The following is a 14,153-nucleotide window of genomic DNA, read 5'->3' as shown; positions in this document are numbered from 1 at the left end:
TAGAAGAGTTTCTGATTAACCGTCTTTGCGAGCCCTGGCGAAGCAATCCAGATCGATGTTTCCTTAAAGCTAGATGTAGATTGCTTCACTTTGTTCGCAAAGACGGCTGTATGAGATGTGACTAGAGTCAGCTACTTACAGCCGGTTACTTGTTATTCCTTAATCAATCCCAATTCTTTAACCGCCGCTTTCTCTTGACGCAATTCTTCAAGAGTCGCCTGGAATTTAGCTTGTCCGTAGTCGTTTAAAGGTAAATTCTCAACCACCGACAATTTGCCATTCTGTACACGGCAAGGGTATGAGAAAATTAAGCCTTTATCGACGCCATACTCGCCATTTGAACGAAGACACATAGAAAAGGATTCATGAGACACGGTATCGGTAACCAGATGATTAACACCCTGGATAATCGCATTGGCCGCAGACGCAGCAGAAGACGCCCCTCTGGCTTTGATGACTGCAGCACCGCGCTGTTGAACCGTTGAAACGAAGGTTTCTTTTAGCCAGCTCTCATCATTAATGACTTTTGCAGCTGACTCCCCTTTAATTTTTGCATTATAAAAATCAGGATATTGAGTCGCAGAATGGTTACCCCAAATAGTCATTTGCGTAACATCCGTTACCGGCACACCCGCTTTTTTAGCCAACTGGGTGCGGGCGCGTAATTCATCCAGCATCGTCATCGCATAGAAACGATCACCAGGAACATCTGGCGCACTGTGCATGGCAATCAGGCAGTTAGTGTTGCAAGGATTTCCGACCACAAAAACGCGGACATCATCTGCGGCATGATCATTAATCGCCTGGCCTTGTTTAGTGAAAATACCGCCATTAATCTGCAATAAATCAGAGCGTTCCATGCCTTGTTTACGCGGAACCGCTCCCACGAGAACAGCCCAGTTAACGCCATTCATCCCATCTTTTAAATCAGCAGTACAATGAATTCTTTTCAGTAATGGAAAAGCACAGTCATCCAATTCCATCGCCACACCTTCCAGAGAAGGCAATGCCTGCTCAAGCTCCAGTAAATTCAGTTCCACTTCGGTTTCCGGACCAAACATTTGACCTGAAGCAATACGAAACAGTAAGGCATAGCCAATCTGACCAGCAGCTCCAGTCACTGCAACTCTAACACGATTACTCATTATTTTTTTCCTTCTCTAACCATTGTTTGACTAAAAAAAGCGCCGCAATGCTGCGGGCTTCAGAAAAATCGGGGCGTAATAAAAGCTCATTACTTGCATATAATGGCCATTCAATAACCTCCGGCGGTTCAGGCTCATCTCCAGATAATGACGCCGGATACAAGTCTCTGGCCAATACGACATCCAAACGCGCCCCAAAATAACCCGGAGCCAAGGTCAGAGAGTGTATCCAATCCAGACGCCTGGCTCCAAACCCTGCTTCCTCGCGCAACTCCCGATCAGCGGCCTGCAAAGCTGATTCTCCCTTTTCAATCAGCCCTTTGGGAAATGCCACTTCATAGGCATCAGTCCCTGCAGCATATTCTCTGACCAGCAGAAAAGATTCGGAAGGTGTCAAGGCAACTATTAATACGGCCCCATGCCCATGATGACGAATTCGCTCGTATACTCGCCGGGAACCATTGCTAAATTCTAATTGCATTTGCTCAATAGTAAACAAATTGGATTTTGCAATCACGGTTTTTTGCTTACAAACAGGTTTTTCACGCATTGTTAAACTATCCCATCTTGTTTTAGGCTCTGTGAACCTGGCGTGGAGAGGGTAAATTTTAATCACTCCACTTTCTTTGCTGCCAAACAGCCCCTTGTGGTATTATTACACTTCCACATAAGTCAGTCTAATCCGAGTCAATGATTCCAACATCACTGTATATTCATGTTCCCTGGTGTATTCGTAAGTGCCCTTATTGCGATTTTAATTCACATAAAAGCCCTCAGGAGTTGCCAGAGCAACAATACATCCAGGCATTACTAAATGATCTCAAACAGGATCTCATTGATTTTCCTCAACGGCAAATTATTTCCATTTTTATTGGCGGAGGCACGCCCAGTTTATTATCAGCCAGTGCCTATACCTGCCTTCTGGAAGAAATTGGCAAACTGCTGCCTCTGTCTAAAGACATTGAAATCACCATGGAAGCGAATCCCGGCACGGTAGAACAGCAGCGCTTCCGAGGATATCGAGAGGCTGGAATCAATCGCCTTTCGCTCGGCATTCAAAGCTTCAATCCAGAGCACTTAAAAAAACTTGGCCGTATACACGATGATAAACAAGCCCATTTTGCCATCGAAACCGCCCGCCGGGCCGGCTTTGACAATATCAACCTTGATTTAATGCACGGATTGCCTGGTCAAACTATAGAACAGGGCCTTGCTGATCTGCAACAGGCACTCCAGTATGAACCCGAGCATTTATCCTGGTATCAGCTGACTCTTGAACCCAATACTGTCTTTTATAAGCAACGCCCAGTCCTTCCTGAGGACGATGAGATCGCTCTCATGGAGGAAGAAGGCTTTGCCCTGCTGCAGCAATCGGCTTATCAACGCTATGAAATTTCTGCTTTTAGTAAAAAAAACAGGGCATCCCGGCATAATCTTAACTATTGGTTATTTGGAGACTATTTCGGTATTGGCGCAGGAGCACATGGTAAAATAACCCAGGACCTCGCTACACCAGAGATCATTCGCACTAATAAATACCGCCAGCCCACTGACTATCTTAATAAAGACAAGCCTTTTTGCGCCGGTAAAGAATCAATTGATGCCGATTCCCTGCTTTTTGAATTTTTCCTGAACACCACCCGCCTGGAGCAAGCTATTCCCTTGGAACTGTTTACAGAAAGGACCGGATTGCCTAAAAACCTCTTGCTTGACAAGTTAAAAAAAGCCTCTGAACTGAAACTGATCACCCTTCAGGATGATCACTGGCAGGTAAGCCCTTTAGGAAGACAATTCACCAACAATCTGCAGGAGCTTTTTTTGCCCTGAGACTCTTATAACTCTTTATCAGGAATAGATTATAGCTAACCCTTCACAAGCTTCGCAGTTTAACTGATAATGACTATTTAAATTGCCACTGCTCAGGAGAGGTCATGTTAAGCTTTTTGCTGTTTGTTTTTGTGGTTGTACTGGGTTATTTATCCGGATCTGTCTGTTCGGCCGTTATCGTCAGCCGCATATTCTCCCTCCCCGATCCAAGAACAGAAGGCTCGCAAAATCCTGGCGCCACCAATGTGCTTCGGCTGGCCGGAAAAAAATACGCAGTGATTGTTCTGTTATGCGATGTGCTGAAAGGTCTGGTCCCCGTTCTCATTGCAAAAATTTTGCATGCAGGGCCTGCAGCAATCAGCTTTACCTGTCTTGCAGCGGTACTGGGCCATATGTACCCCATTTTCTTTGATTTCAAAGGGGGAAAAGGTGTAGCTACAGCCATTGGGGCTTTTCTTGGCCTGCATTTTGTAATGGGAGTTGTGGTCATCGCCACCTGGCTTTTGGTCGCTAATTTCACTCGCTATTCATCTCTGGCCTCAATAATCGCAATATTGCTTGCTCCTCTTTATGCCTTATTAAGCCTCGGCAATCTGGATACTTTTCCACCGCTCTTTTTTATTGCCCTGTTTGTTTTGTATAAACACCGCGACAATATTACCCGACTCATTGACGGTGAAGAGCCGAAGCTTCACTTCGGGCGATCGAACTTAAAAAATATGACCGAGGAAATCCTCACTGAAACCGCTGAATTTACTTCACACGAAGCTGCAGAAGAAGCAGCAAACCAGGCTCCGATGCGTGATAATGTAACGGAACTTCAGCCTAAAAAACCTGTAAAAAAACGAAAACCAAAGCCCACTCCCCCCTGAGATGAAGGGATTTCCGGTTGCTAGAGCCGGAAATCCTTTGTAGCAGACTACAAAGGCCAACGCGCTTTCACATCAATAGCAGCATCATTATCCTGACGGCCGGCCAGTAAATGTAAACATCCGGTATAGGCAATCATCGCCCCGTTATCAGTGCAAAACTCTAAGGGTGGGAAAAAAACACGCCCACCCAATTGAGCGGTCATGCTCTCTAAACTCTGTCGAAGCTTAAGATTTGCACCAACTCCACCTGCCACAACCAGCGTATTAGCCTGTGTAGATGCCATTGCCCGCTTGCATTTAATGAGCAGCGTATCGACAATTGCCTGTTGAAAGGCATAGGCAATAGCTGATTTGCTTTCTTCGCTTTTATCACTGTGATTCCAGGCGTTTAAAGCATGCGTTTTTAGCCCGCTGAAACTGAAGTTCAAACCCGGTCTGTCCGTCATTGGCCGTGGAAATGGCGGGAAATTGTTCCGTAAATGAGCGGGACATGCGTCCGCCAATTTTGCCAGCTGTGCCCCGCCAGGATAAGGAATACCCATTAGCTTGGCTGTCTTATCGAAGGCTTCGCCCACCGCATCATCGACACTCTCCCCGAGCAGCCGATACTCATTCAATTCATTGATTTCAATTAGCTGGGTATGCCCACCTGAGACAAGCAAGGCAAGAAAAGGAAAGTTCAATTCTTTTGCCTGCATTTTGGCCACTAATATATGCGCTTCAAGATGATGTACAGCCAAAGCCGGAATCTGCAAAGCAAAGGCCAGGGTTTTAGCAAAACAGGCACCCACTAACAAGGCCCCGATGAGGCCCGGGCCGGCAGTGTAGGCTATTGCATCAATGGCAGATTTCTCCACACCGCTTTTACACAATACCTCATCAAGCAAGGGAACCAGATGATTAATATGATCCCGCGATGCCAGCTCGGGAACAACTCCACCATATTGTTGATGTAAAGCGATTTGTGAATAAAGCGCGTGAGCCAATAAACCTTTATCAGAGTCATAAAGCGCCACGCCTGTCTCATCACAGGACGATTCGATACCTAAAACCAGCATTAAAAAACCTCAAAAAACAGTTGCCGCTACGCGAAACCCAGGGAAAGAAATTGCAATATTAACAAACTTACTTCAAACTGGCATAGAAATTGATTACAATTATTAAACTAAAGTCAATCAATAAACTTGACCTTAAGCGGATCTGGCACTAGAATTGCCAACCTATTGTGTTTAATTATATCAGAGGACTATTTAATGCCCACCGTTCGTGTGAAAGAAGGTGAAAACCCCGAATACGCACTTCGCCGTTTCAAGCGCTCCTGTGAAAAAGCAGGTATCCTGACCGAATTACGCCGTCGTGAATTTTATGAAAAACCTACTGCTGAACGCAAAAGAAAGCAAGCTGCTGCAGTGAAACGTCACCTTAAAAAAATCTCACGCGATACAACTACCCGTCGTGCTATCAAACATCGTCGTAAAAAAACATCATGAGTATTAAAGATCGCATTAGTAATGACCTGAAAGACGCCATGCGTGCCAGGGACAAGCAACAGCTTGAGACCCTGCGGCTCATTACTGCTGCAATCAAACAGGTCGAAGTAGATGAGCGCATCGATGTGGATGATGCACGTTTGTTAGTTATTCTGGATAAACTCGCCAAACAGCGTAAAGAATCCATTAGTCAATTTACCTCTGCTGGAAGAACCGACCTGGTTGCCCAGGAAGAATATGAGCTTGGCATCATCGGCAAATATTTGCCAGAGCCTCTTTCTGACGAAGAAGTTATGACCTTGGTCACGCAAGCAATTGCTGAACTTGGCGCTGAAAAAATGAGTGATATGGGCAAAGTAATGGCGCATTTAAAACCCATGCTGCAAGGCCGTGCCGATATGTCTCAAGTCAGTGCTATCATCAAGGCCAAACTCAGCTAATTTTCCGGGAAATATACCCAACATGTCTGGCTTAATTCCACGGCCATTTATTGATGAGCTCCTGAGCAGAACTGATCTGGTCGAGCTCATCGAACATTATGTTCCCTTAAAAAAGCGCGGCAACAGCTATATCGCCTGCTGTCCATTTCACAATGAAAAAACCCCCTCTTTTAATGTCGTAGCAAAAAAACAGTTTTTTCATTGCTTTGGATGTGGAACCAGCGGAAATGCCATCAGCTTTATGATGTCTTATCTGAATCAAAGCTTTACCGATGCAGTCGAAACACTTGCCGTTCGATTAGGAATGACTGTTCCAAAAGAGCTTGCGTCACGCGAGGTCAAACAAGGGCCTAATCTTTACCAGTTACTTGCCAGGGTTACACGGCATTATCAGGCTTTATTAAAAACGGCTTCCGCCGCTGAAGCGGTTAGCTACCTGCGTCAGCGTGGATTGACGGGTGAAATCGCTAAACAATTTCAATTAGGATATGCGCCTGGGGACTGGAATGTTCTTGAAAAAAACTTTTTTGCGGATAAAAAAGGATTAATTGATACCGGAATGCTGATTAAAAAAGACAATGGAAAAACCTATGATCGCTATAGAAACCGCATTATGTTTCCCATTCATGATCGCCAGGGAAAAATTGTCGGCTTCGGCGGAAGAGCAATAAGCCCTGATCAGCAGCCTAAATATTTGAACTCCCCAGAAACGGTACTGTTTCAAAAAAATCGCGAACTGTATGGACTGTATCAGGTTTTACAACAGCCTCGTCAGGATCAGATCATTGTTGTAGAAGGCTATCTCGATGTGATTGCCTTGGCTCAGTATGGCATCAATAATGCAGTGGCCGCCCTGGGAACTGCGACCAGTTCCTACCATGTTCAGATGCTCAGCAAATTTTGTAAACAGCTCATTTTTTGCTTTGACGGCGATAAGGCGGGGCGTCAGGCTGCCTGGAGAGCACTGGAAAACTCACTACCCCATTTGAATACCGGTATGGATGTCCGCTTTGTTTTTTTACCTGAAGGACAGGATCCCGACAGTTTTGTACGCGAGGCAGGCCGCGATAAATTTCTTGAAATTATGCAATCGGCAGTCTCCCTGAATGATTATTTTATTTCAAATCTTTCTGAAAACCTGGATTTGCATAGTATCGCCGGAAAAACACAGTTTATTAACCTGTCCAAACCCTATCTGGCCAATATGCCGGAAGGTACTTATAAGCAACTGTTAATTAATGAGCTTTCACAGATAACCCGTCTTGAAAACCACCGCATTGAGCTAGTGATTACAGAACAGAATAACCCCACCCAACCGGTAAAACCCAAAAAAGGGATCAGCCGCTCTCCCATTCGCCTGGCGATTGCATTGCTAATCCAAAATCCCGAGATCTATTCAGGGGCTCAGCAACAGATTAATCTGCAGCTGCTTGGTGGTAAGGAACAAGAAATTTTGAAACAATTGATTGAGCAAATTGCTGCAAATCCTCAGATAAATACCGCGTCCTTGATCGAACAATGGCGAGAAACCTCCTTTTTTGAATCACTAAACAAGCTGGCTGCCTGGGATCATCAGGTTCCAGAAGAAGCCTTGACCAAAGAGTTCCTTGATATTATTATTTTTTTACAAAAACAGAATAGCGGCAATAAAATTAATGAATTTCTTGAAAAATCCCGAAAAGAAGGCTTAACTCTTTCAGAGCAAATGCAATTGCAAAACTTGTTAAAGCAACGCCATCAAAACAGGCGTGATAAAAATTAACACATTTTTGCTGGCATGTTTTTGACGTGAGGGTTATAATCAAAAACATTTTTGTAGATTCCCCTTCATTATCTGACTAAGTGCCTATGAACATAAATGACCAAGAACAACAACGCTCACAGATCACTAAAGTCATTAGCCTAGGTAAAGATCAAAATTACCTGACTTATGCACAAATAAATGATCTGCTTCCCAATATTGTTGATACCGAACATTTTGACGTCATCATCAGTATGCTGGAGAGCATGAATATTAAAGTTTTCGAGCTCCCGCCGAGCGACGATGAACTAGCTCTTCTTGGTACAACTGAAGAAGCACCGGAGGATGTGGAAGAAGCCGCAGCCGTATTGGCCTCCGTCGACAAGGAAACTGGCCGTACTACCGATCCGGTTCGCATGTACATGCGCGAAATGGGTACAGTCGAACTGCTGACTCGTGAGGGTGAAATCCGCATCGCCAAGCGTATTGAAGAAGGGATATACCAGGTCCTGCGTTCATTGGCGCACTATCCGGAAACGGCACAATTAGTACTTGAAGACTACGACCGCGTTCAGCTTGAAGAAATGCGCCTGAGTGAAATCATCAGTGGTTTCGCCGACAGCGAAGAAGAAGCGCCGCCCTCAAGTATTGGCTCCATGCTGGATGAAGGTCAGCAAGACGAACTACTGGTTGAAGAAGTTAATCTTGATGATGAAGATGAAGACGGTGAAGGCGGAGGCGGTCTTGAAGCAGATGACGGTCCTAATCCTGAAATAGCCAAAGTCTATTTTGACGATCTGCGTGAGAAATACGATTTCGCCATGACGGCTTTACGCGAAAAAGGACGCAGCAACAAATTGACTGTGGAAAAGCTTGACTCCATGGCAGAGTCCTTCCTGAAGCTGAAGCTGACTTCCCGTCAGGTCGACAAATTAACCCGCCATTTCCGACTGCTGAGAAATCACATTCGTGAATTTGAAAGAAGCATCATGCGTTTGTGTATTGAAAAAGCAAGAATACCGCGCAAGTTGTTTATTGAGACATTCCCAGGTCAGGAAACTGACTTAAACTGGTTACCAGATTTAATCAAGATTCATGGCAGAAAGCTCGATATGGCTCGTCTTGAAGAGTACAACGACGAAATCAAGCGCCTGCAGAGCCGACTGGCTGCCTTTGAAGAAGAGTTTGGTTTAACCATTAGTGAAATCAAAGACATTAACAAGAAAATGTCCATCGGAGAGGCCAAAGCCCGCCGTGCTAAAAAGGAAATGGTGGAAGCGAACCTGCGTCTGGTAATTTCAATTGCCAAGAAATATACCAACCGCGGCTTGCAATTCCTCGACTTAATTCAGGAAGGTAATATTGGTTTGATGAAGGCTGTTGATAAATTTGAATACCGTCGCGGTTACAAGTTTTCAACCTATGCCACCTGGTGGATTCGACAGGCAATTACCCGTTCGATTGCAGATCAGGCAAGAACCATCCGTATCCCGGTTCACATGATTGAGACTATCAATAAACTGAATCGAATTTCACGGCAAATCCTGCAGGAAACCGGCAGAGAGGCAACGCCTGAAGAGTTGGCAGCTAAAATGGATCTAAGCGAAGATAAAATTCGCAAAGTTCTCAAAATAGCCAAAGAGCCGATATCAATGGAAACCCCGGTAGGTGATGACGACGATTCGCATTTAGGCGACTTCATCGAAGACGTGAATATCGAATCACCGATTGCAAGAGCAACCGCTGAAGGCCTACGAGAAGCGACCCTGGAAATATTGGAAACACTAACCCCCAGAGAAGCCAAGGTCCTGCGCATGCGCTTCGGCATCGAAATGAACACCGACCACACCCTCGAAGAGGTCGGCAAACAATTCGACGTCACCCGCGAGCGTATCCGCCAGATCGAAGCCAAAGCTCTACGCAAACTCCGCCACCCTTCCCGCTCAGAAAAATTGAGAAGCTTCCTGGAAGGCGACGACGATTAAACCCGGGAGCCTCCGGGCTCCTGAAAAAGTTTAAAAAAAAGTGGTGTTACTCAAAATTTAAGATTACAATAACACCTTCTCTCCGGGCCTATAGCTCAGTTGGTCAGAGCAGCGGACTCATAATCCGTTGGTCCTAGGTTCAAGTCCTAGTGGGCCCACCAATTTAGACCTTTAAAATCAATAACTTACGTTGATTACCTGTTTTAACACAAAAGCCCTTGCGTGACTTTTGCGTGACCTAGATCACGCACTTACAAACTTACGTGATTTTCCCTTAGAGTATTTTGACTGGCAGGTCTACTCTTTGGGTTTCGCAATAATGTTAATATCACCCCGCTTTTACGATTCTCGCAAACCTTATTCGCAGCTTGATATAAACTTTGCAGCTCAGCAGAAGAATAGTGAGTTGTAATCCTACCTGAACGATGCCCAAGTAAATCTTGCCTGTCTTCAAAACTTATCCCTGCAGCTCTCAATCGTCTACCAAAGGTATGCTTTAAATCATGCACTCTTACTTCAGGCAATTTCGCCTTTTCTCTAGCCTGTCGCCAACCAGTCGATAACATACGACTTAATGGTCGACCTTTAAAACTAAAGACATGAGTAGGATGTTTACCTCTCTCCCCTTCTATCACTTCCCGAACCGTTTCATTACAAACAATCAGCCGTTCCTCTCCGTTTTTGACCAGTTCTCCTGGCACAATAAAAACGATGATATGTGGCAATTCTGGAATTTGTATTTCCCAATCCCAGCGAAGTTCACATATTTCGCGATCCCGACACCCCGTATTTACGGCAAACAAAGCCATAGTTTTCAGATGTTCCGGTAACTGCTGAAACAGCTTGTGCTGTTCATCCCAACTTAATGGATAAGGTTTTCTTAAATCTGGCTCAGGTAAAAGTTTTATCTTTGGCGCTGAGTTTAACCAGGTTAAACCGAATTCATCCATCCATTCACTAGCCGCTAAATTTAATATACGCCGAACAATCATCAAACCATGATTGATAGTTCTCGTGCTTACTTCATCCTTTCTTCGACCTTCAATAAAGGATTGCAAGCTACCGATATGAATTGCTTCAATAGGCAAATCCCCGATGTACTTAACCACTTCTCGCAAACGACCAGCATCATCACTAATACTGCGTTTGTGTTGGTTTTCCATCAGAAATTTAGTAGCGGCTTCTTTGAATGTTCTTTTGGGGCGAACACCGTAGACTGTTGCAAGTCTTATCTCTTCGAGACGCCTTGCGAGATACTTTTCCGCCTCTTCGAGGTTGTCAGTACCAGTGCTTTCGCAAAGTCGTCGTCCGAAGACCTTTTTGTCAATACACCAGACGCTGCCACGTTTTTGCAGCCCTGGCGTTCTTTTTCGTCCCATAACTCCAAACTCCTACGTTCAACTGCCGCGGGACGACCACTACACTGTATATAATCGTCTACCCAGGCATCTAAATCAAGTCGATCAAAAGCAATACCTTGAGTCCCCATTGGAATCTCAACTAGATTTGGCCTTACATCTTTATTAAATCGATGACGATCCATACCTACATAGGTTGGAGCGTCTCTTAAGCGAATTAATCGGGGGATTAGGTGAATATTGCTCATGATTTCTCAACTCCTGTAACTCATAAACCAAAATGCTCGTTTCGAGCATTTATTAGAGCATATCGAGTACATTACTGCAAATATTTTTTTAGGCTATACCTATAAGAATTTTATTTGTACAATGGCTATCAGAATTTAATATAAGGTGACATCAAAATGAGTTTAATGGAAAAACTTGAATATGCTGTAGGGAATGAGTATTTGATCAGCCACAAAGATTTATTGTTAGATACAAATCAAAACAAACAGAGCCAGGCTAATTCCAATAAAATAGTTTCAATACAAAAACAGTACCAGCCTGATAGCAATAAAATAGTGAGCATAAAACAATTTAATGCATAAGCTTATAGTAGTAGGGTCGGGAATTAAATCGATTTCTCATCTGACCGAAGAAACTAAACGAGTTATTCAAAACGCTGATAAGGTACTCTACCTTCTCAATGAAGATAACCTAAAACAATGGATTCAACGAGAAGCGAAAAATTCAGAATCGTTGGATTCTATCTACTTTAGCAGTGAAAAACGGATTGAAGCTTATCAAGCATTAACAAATTATATTATTGAAGAATATAAGAAGGTTTCAATTTTATGTGTTGTTTTTTACGGGCATCCTACCGTTTTTGCGGACTCAGCACTTAATGCCGTAAGACAAATTAAGATAGATGGTGGTGACGCCATCATTCTACCAGCAGTATCTGCCCAAGACTGCTTGTTTAGTGATCTTGAAATTGATCCAGGTGATCAGGGATGTTTTTCAATTGAAGCTACTGAGCTGGTATTATTTGAACGTTTCATTGATGTACATGCGCATTTAATACTTTGGCAAGTAGCAAACTTTGGTAGAGCTGATGGGAAAAAAGCTAACAACCTATCAATTTTAAAAGATTATCTAAGTGGTTATTATCAAGCGAATTACTCTATATGTCTTTATGAAGCTCCTTCCCTGCCTACTTGTTCCCCTCGAATTGAATGGATTCAACTTTGTAATCTTGAGTTATCAGTTATTTCTTCAATAACAACAGTATACATCCCACCAATCGAAAAAAAGACTATTAGCAACAAATACCTGAAGCTGCTCGATCTGACAATGGACGATTTAACACTAAGTTGATAAATACTCTGCTCGTTTTAATCTATACAACACGTGTCTGATAAGCGGGCTCCCTAACGGTACCTTTGGGTTGTCAAAATCATCTTCTAAATTAGTATGCAAGCCAATCTTTTGCATTACTCGAATAGACGGTTTGTTTAATTCGGATGTAAACGAGACTACTTCATTCAAATCTAATTTCCTAAAAGCATAATCAAGTACAGCTTTGGCAGCCTCTGTTGCATAGCCTTGGTTCCAGTGTTTTGAGGATAACCGCCAGCCAATTTCAACCGCAGGAGTAAAATGAGCTTGAAATGTTGCAGTAAATAAACCTACAAAACCAATCATTTCACCAGTATTTTTAATTTCAGCAGCATATAGGGAAAAGTTTTTTTCTTCTTGATGAGAAATGATTTTATCTATGAATGCAATGGTTTCTTCCCGCGTGGGTATGGCTGGGAAAAACTGCATTACTTTTGAGTCCTGGTTAACGGCAATTAATGATTCCACATCCTTTTCTTGAAAAGTCCGTAGAAATAATCGTTTTGTTTCTAATATTCTCATCTATATAACCTTATTGTTTTCTTAATCTAACGCAACCTCTAAATAACTTAGCATCGCTGGCAAATTGCGTTTTATCGCTGCAATAAGAAAAAGCAAATCTGTTATCTGTTCCCTCTAGTTCTTCAGAACTATTAATGCTTTTATTACTAGAGGATTTATAGTGGTAAAAAGAAAACTCCGTTTGTTTGCTTACATGATAAAGAAGGCTTCCAAAAGCAGAACTGTTATCCGTAGTAAACTCCGACTGATAAGCCAACAGCACATTTTTTAGCATTTCCAGCTCACTATAAGCACTGTTGCTTTGATTGGTTTTGAATGTATTAATCTTTGCAAAGGGGCATTGTAAAGGATAGTAAACACTATCAGCCTGACCATTCAAGGCTGATGGCACCATGACTGTCGCTGTGTATTCTAAGTCATAACATTCATTATAAATTTTCTGAATCGTTTTAACTGGAAAATATTGCTCATCAATTGCAGGCTTTACACCAATACCAGATCCCATGCAAATATTAAAAATGTATTTTGCTGTATCCATGATAAATGGTGTAGGTCTGAAACGATTAATACTCTTGGCACTGAGGAATAAATCGTTACAAGAAGCATCGTAAGTATTTTGCGTCAGCTTTTTCCTTAACGACTCTGAGAAGTAAAGTTTCAGCTTCAGCCATTTATCATTATGTTTAACTTCATTAATAAACTGCTCGGAAAAATAAAGAATCTCGCTATACCAGTTATCGATAGTATTTTTATCCTTCAATATTTCTTTAAATACAAGATAATGCTCATAAGGAGATTTAGGTGCAGGAACAGAAACATTAAAATATTTCTGAATTCTTGAATGCTTCCTTTTACAACCTATATTCGGTAATAAAAAGGATGAAAGCGCTCCAGATGAGACAGAGAGCACATTGTTATCTACAGTCTGATCTTCATCAAAAATAACCTGCATATTAAAAATTGCACCAGGTCCCTGAACACAGTCTGGAAAGATGCGCTCATCTTCACCAAAATAATGCCACTCGCAAAACTTATCCAATATTAAGCCTAAGGGTAAACTATTTTTTCCATAGCCAAGATGATTGAATAACTCATTATCTGTGTGCTTGCTGTCAATTTTTTCCATTTGACCACTACTGGTTGGCAGATAAGCATGATTTTTAATACCGAAATGCTCACCAAATTTATAACGAGCCAGGTAAAATGGTATTTCTTTACCAGGCGTAATATCTTCAATGACACGATATATTGATTCGTTGACTTGCTTTACTTGATGCTTGACTTCATTCCATGAAACTCTAGTAATTTTGTTCATTCCTAAACACCCATACAGCAATTAAATTTCAATTATCATCCTCTAAAAATCAGGATAATTGCAGAAAGGGATTAAGTT

General features: G+C 42.7%; 14 protein-coding genes and 1 tRNA gene. 9 read left to right on the top strand and 6 right to left on the bottom strand.

Going from position 1 to position 14,153, the window contains the following annotated elements; all coding sequences use genetic code 11:
- Positions 1–152: 152 nt before the first annotated feature.
- Together B1207_RS13060 and nudE are read right to left on the bottom strand one after the other, a co-directional pair.
- Positions 153–1,145: a malate dehydrogenase gene (locus B1207_RS13060; RefSeq protein WP_216362469.1), complete on the bottom strand. Its 993-nt coding sequence runs from the start codon at positions 1,143–1,145 to the stop codon at positions 153–155.
- Positions 1,138–1,695: an ADP compounds hydrolase NudE gene (gene nudE, locus B1207_RS13055; protein WP_112220380.1), complete on the bottom strand. Its 558-nt coding sequence runs from the start codon at positions 1,693–1,695 to the stop codon at positions 1,138–1,140. Before nudE ends, B1207_RS13060 begins: the two co-directional genes overlap by 8 nt.
- A gap of 140 nt (positions 1,696–1,835) precedes the next feature.
- Between nudE and hemW the strand changes: the two genes are divergently transcribed.
- A complete protein-coding gene (gene hemW / locus B1207_RS13050) occupies positions 1,836–2,972 on the top strand; it encodes a radical SAM family heme chaperone HemW (protein WP_112220379.1) in 1,137 nt (378 codons plus the stop codon).
- Positions 2,973–3,076: 104 nt separating this feature from the next.
- The gene (gene plsY / locus B1207_RS13045) at positions 3,077–3,844 is read left to right on the top strand and encodes a glycerol-3-phosphate 1-O-acyltransferase PlsY (protein WP_112220378.1); all 768 of its coding nucleotides are present in this window, start codon (positions 3,077–3,079) and stop codon (positions 3,842–3,844) included.
- 47 nt (positions 3,845–3,891) lie between these two features.
- On the opposite strand, the gene tsaD is transcribed toward plsY, so the two are convergent.
- Positions 3,892–4,902, bottom strand: a complete 1,011-nt coding sequence (gene tsaD, locus B1207_RS13040) for a tRNA (adenosine(37)-N6)-threonylcarbamoyltransferase complex transferase subunit TsaD (RefSeq protein WP_112220377.1) — start codon at positions 4,900–4,902, stop codon at positions 3,892–3,894.
- A gap of 195 nt (positions 4,903–5,097) precedes the next feature.
- On the opposite strand from tsaD, the gene rpsU reads away from it, so the two are divergent.
- The 5 genes from rpsU (at position 5,098) to B1207_RS13015 (ending at position 9,661) form a co-directional block, all read left to right on the top strand.
- On the top strand, positions 5,098–5,334 hold the full coding sequence (gene rpsU / locus B1207_RS13035; RefSeq protein WP_058508433.1) for a 30S ribosomal protein S21: 237 nt from the start codon (positions 5,098–5,100) through the stop codon (positions 5,332–5,334).
- Entirely contained in the window at positions 5,331–5,774 is a 444-nt protein-coding gene (locus B1207_RS13030; protein WP_058508434.1) for a GatB/YqeY domain-containing protein, read from the top strand. The genes rpsU and B1207_RS13030 overlap by 4 nt, the downstream gene beginning before the upstream one ends.
- Before the next feature lie 22 nt (positions 5,775–5,796).
- Complete coding sequence (gene dnaG / locus B1207_RS13025; RefSeq protein ID WP_112220376.1) at positions 5,797–7,536, top strand: DNA primase; 1,740 nt, start codon at positions 5,797–5,799, stop codon at positions 7,534–7,536.
- 86 nt (positions 7,537–7,622) lie between these two features.
- Positions 7,623–9,500: an RNA polymerase sigma factor RpoD gene (gene rpoD / locus B1207_RS13020; protein ID WP_058508436.1), complete on the top strand. Its 1,878-nt coding sequence runs from the start codon at positions 7,623–7,625 to the stop codon at positions 9,498–9,500.
- Between the two features lie 84 nt (positions 9,501–9,584).
- A tRNA-Ile gene (locus B1207_RS13015) sits at positions 9,585–9,661 on the top strand.
- Between the two features lie 90 nt (positions 9,662–9,751).
- On the opposite strand, the gene B1207_RS13010 is transcribed toward B1207_RS13015, so the two are convergent.
- The gene (locus B1207_RS13010; protein ID WP_253255868.1) at positions 9,752–10,879 is read right to left on the bottom strand and encodes a tyrosine-type recombinase/integrase; all 1,128 of its coding nucleotides are present in this window, start codon (positions 10,877–10,879) and stop codon (positions 9,752–9,754) included.
- Positions 10,880–11,262: 383 nt separating this feature from the next.
- Between B1207_RS13010 and B1207_RS13000 the strand changes: the two genes are divergently transcribed.
- The gene (locus B1207_RS13000; RefSeq protein WP_112220373.1) at positions 11,263–11,448 is read left to right on the top strand and encodes a hypothetical protein; all 186 of its coding nucleotides are present in this window, start codon (positions 11,263–11,265) and stop codon (positions 11,446–11,448) included.
- The gene (locus B1207_RS12995; RefSeq protein WP_112220372.1) at positions 11,441–12,217 is read left to right on the top strand and encodes an SAM-dependent methyltransferase; all 777 of its coding nucleotides are present in this window, start codon (positions 11,441–11,443) and stop codon (positions 12,215–12,217) included. Before B1207_RS13000 ends, B1207_RS12995 begins: the two co-directional genes overlap by 8 nt.
- Here the strand turns inward: B1207_RS12995 and B1207_RS12990 are convergent.
- Together B1207_RS12990 and B1207_RS12985 are read right to left on the bottom strand one after the other, a co-directional pair.
- Positions 12,209–12,760, bottom strand: coding sequence for a GNAT family N-acetyltransferase (locus B1207_RS12990; protein WP_112220371.1), 552 nt, complete (start codon positions 12,758–12,760; stop codon positions 12,209–12,211). The genes B1207_RS12995 and B1207_RS12990 overlap by 9 nt on opposite strands.
- 10 nt (positions 12,761–12,770) lie before the next feature.
- A complete protein-coding gene (locus tag B1207_RS12985; RefSeq protein ID WP_112220370.1) occupies positions 12,771–14,075 on the bottom strand; it encodes a hypothetical protein in 1,305 nt (434 codons plus the stop codon).
- Positions 14,076–14,153 lie beyond the last annotated feature (78 nt).

The sequence above is a fragment of the Legionella quinlivanii genome, assembly GCF_003265995.1.
Classification (GTDB): domain Bacteria; phylum Pseudomonadota; class Gammaproteobacteria; order Legionellales; family Legionellaceae; genus Legionella_C; species Legionella_C quinlivanii_A.
The sequence above is the reverse complement of the archived record's forward strand: the minus strand, read 5'-3'. Positions and strand labels throughout refer to the sequence as shown.

Bases quoted from the DNA above. Each gene is read 5' to 3' on its own strand.
- B1207_RS12985 (WP_112220370.1), bottom strand. From the start codon at position 14,075: ATGAACAAAATTACTAGAGTTTCATGGAATGAAGTCAAGCATCAAGTA.
- B1207_RS13030 (WP_058508434.1), top strand. From the start codon at position 5,331: ATGAGTATTAAAGATCGCATTAGTAATGACCTGAAAGACGCCATGCGT.
- tsaD (WP_112220377.1), bottom strand. From the start codon at position 4,902: ATGCTGGTTTTAGGTATCGAATCGTCCTGTGATGAGACAGGCGTGGCG.
- rpoD (WP_058508436.1), top strand. From the start codon at position 7,623: ATGAACATAAATGACCAAGAACAACAACGCTCACAGATCACTAAAGTC.
- B1207_RS13010 (WP_253255868.1), bottom strand. From the start codon at position 10,879: ATGGGACGAAAAAGAACGCCAGGGCTGCAAAAACGTGGCAGCGTCTGG.
- B1207_RS13000 (WP_112220373.1), top strand. From the start codon at position 11,263: ATGAGTTTAATGGAAAAACTTGAATATGCTGTAGGGAATGAGTATTTG.
- hemW (WP_112220379.1), top strand. From the start codon at position 1,836: ATGATTCCAACATCACTGTATATTCATGTTCCCTGGTGTATTCGTAAG.
- B1207_RS13060 (WP_216362469.1), bottom strand. From the start codon at position 1,145: ATGAGTAATCGTGTTAGAGTTGCAGTGACTGGAGCTGCTGGTCAGATT.
- plsY (WP_112220378.1), top strand. From the start codon at position 3,077: ATGTTAAGCTTTTTGCTGTTTGTTTTTGTGGTTGTACTGGGTTATTTA.
- B1207_RS12995 (WP_112220372.1), top strand. From the start codon at position 11,441: ATGCATAAGCTTATAGTAGTAGGGTCGGGAATTAAATCGATTTCTCAT.
- nudE (WP_112220380.1), bottom strand. From the start codon at position 1,695: ATGCGTGAAAAACCTGTTTGTAAGCAAAAAACCGTGATTGCAAAATCC.
- rpsU (WP_058508433.1), top strand. From the start codon at position 5,098: ATGCCCACCGTTCGTGTGAAAGAAGGTGAAAACCCCGAATACGCACTT.
- B1207_RS12990 (WP_112220371.1), bottom strand. From the start codon at position 12,760: ATGAGAATATTAGAAACAAAACGATTATTTCTACGGACTTTTCAAGAA.
- dnaG (WP_112220376.1), top strand. From the start codon at position 5,797: ATGTCTGGCTTAATTCCACGGCCATTTATTGATGAGCTCCTGAGCAGA.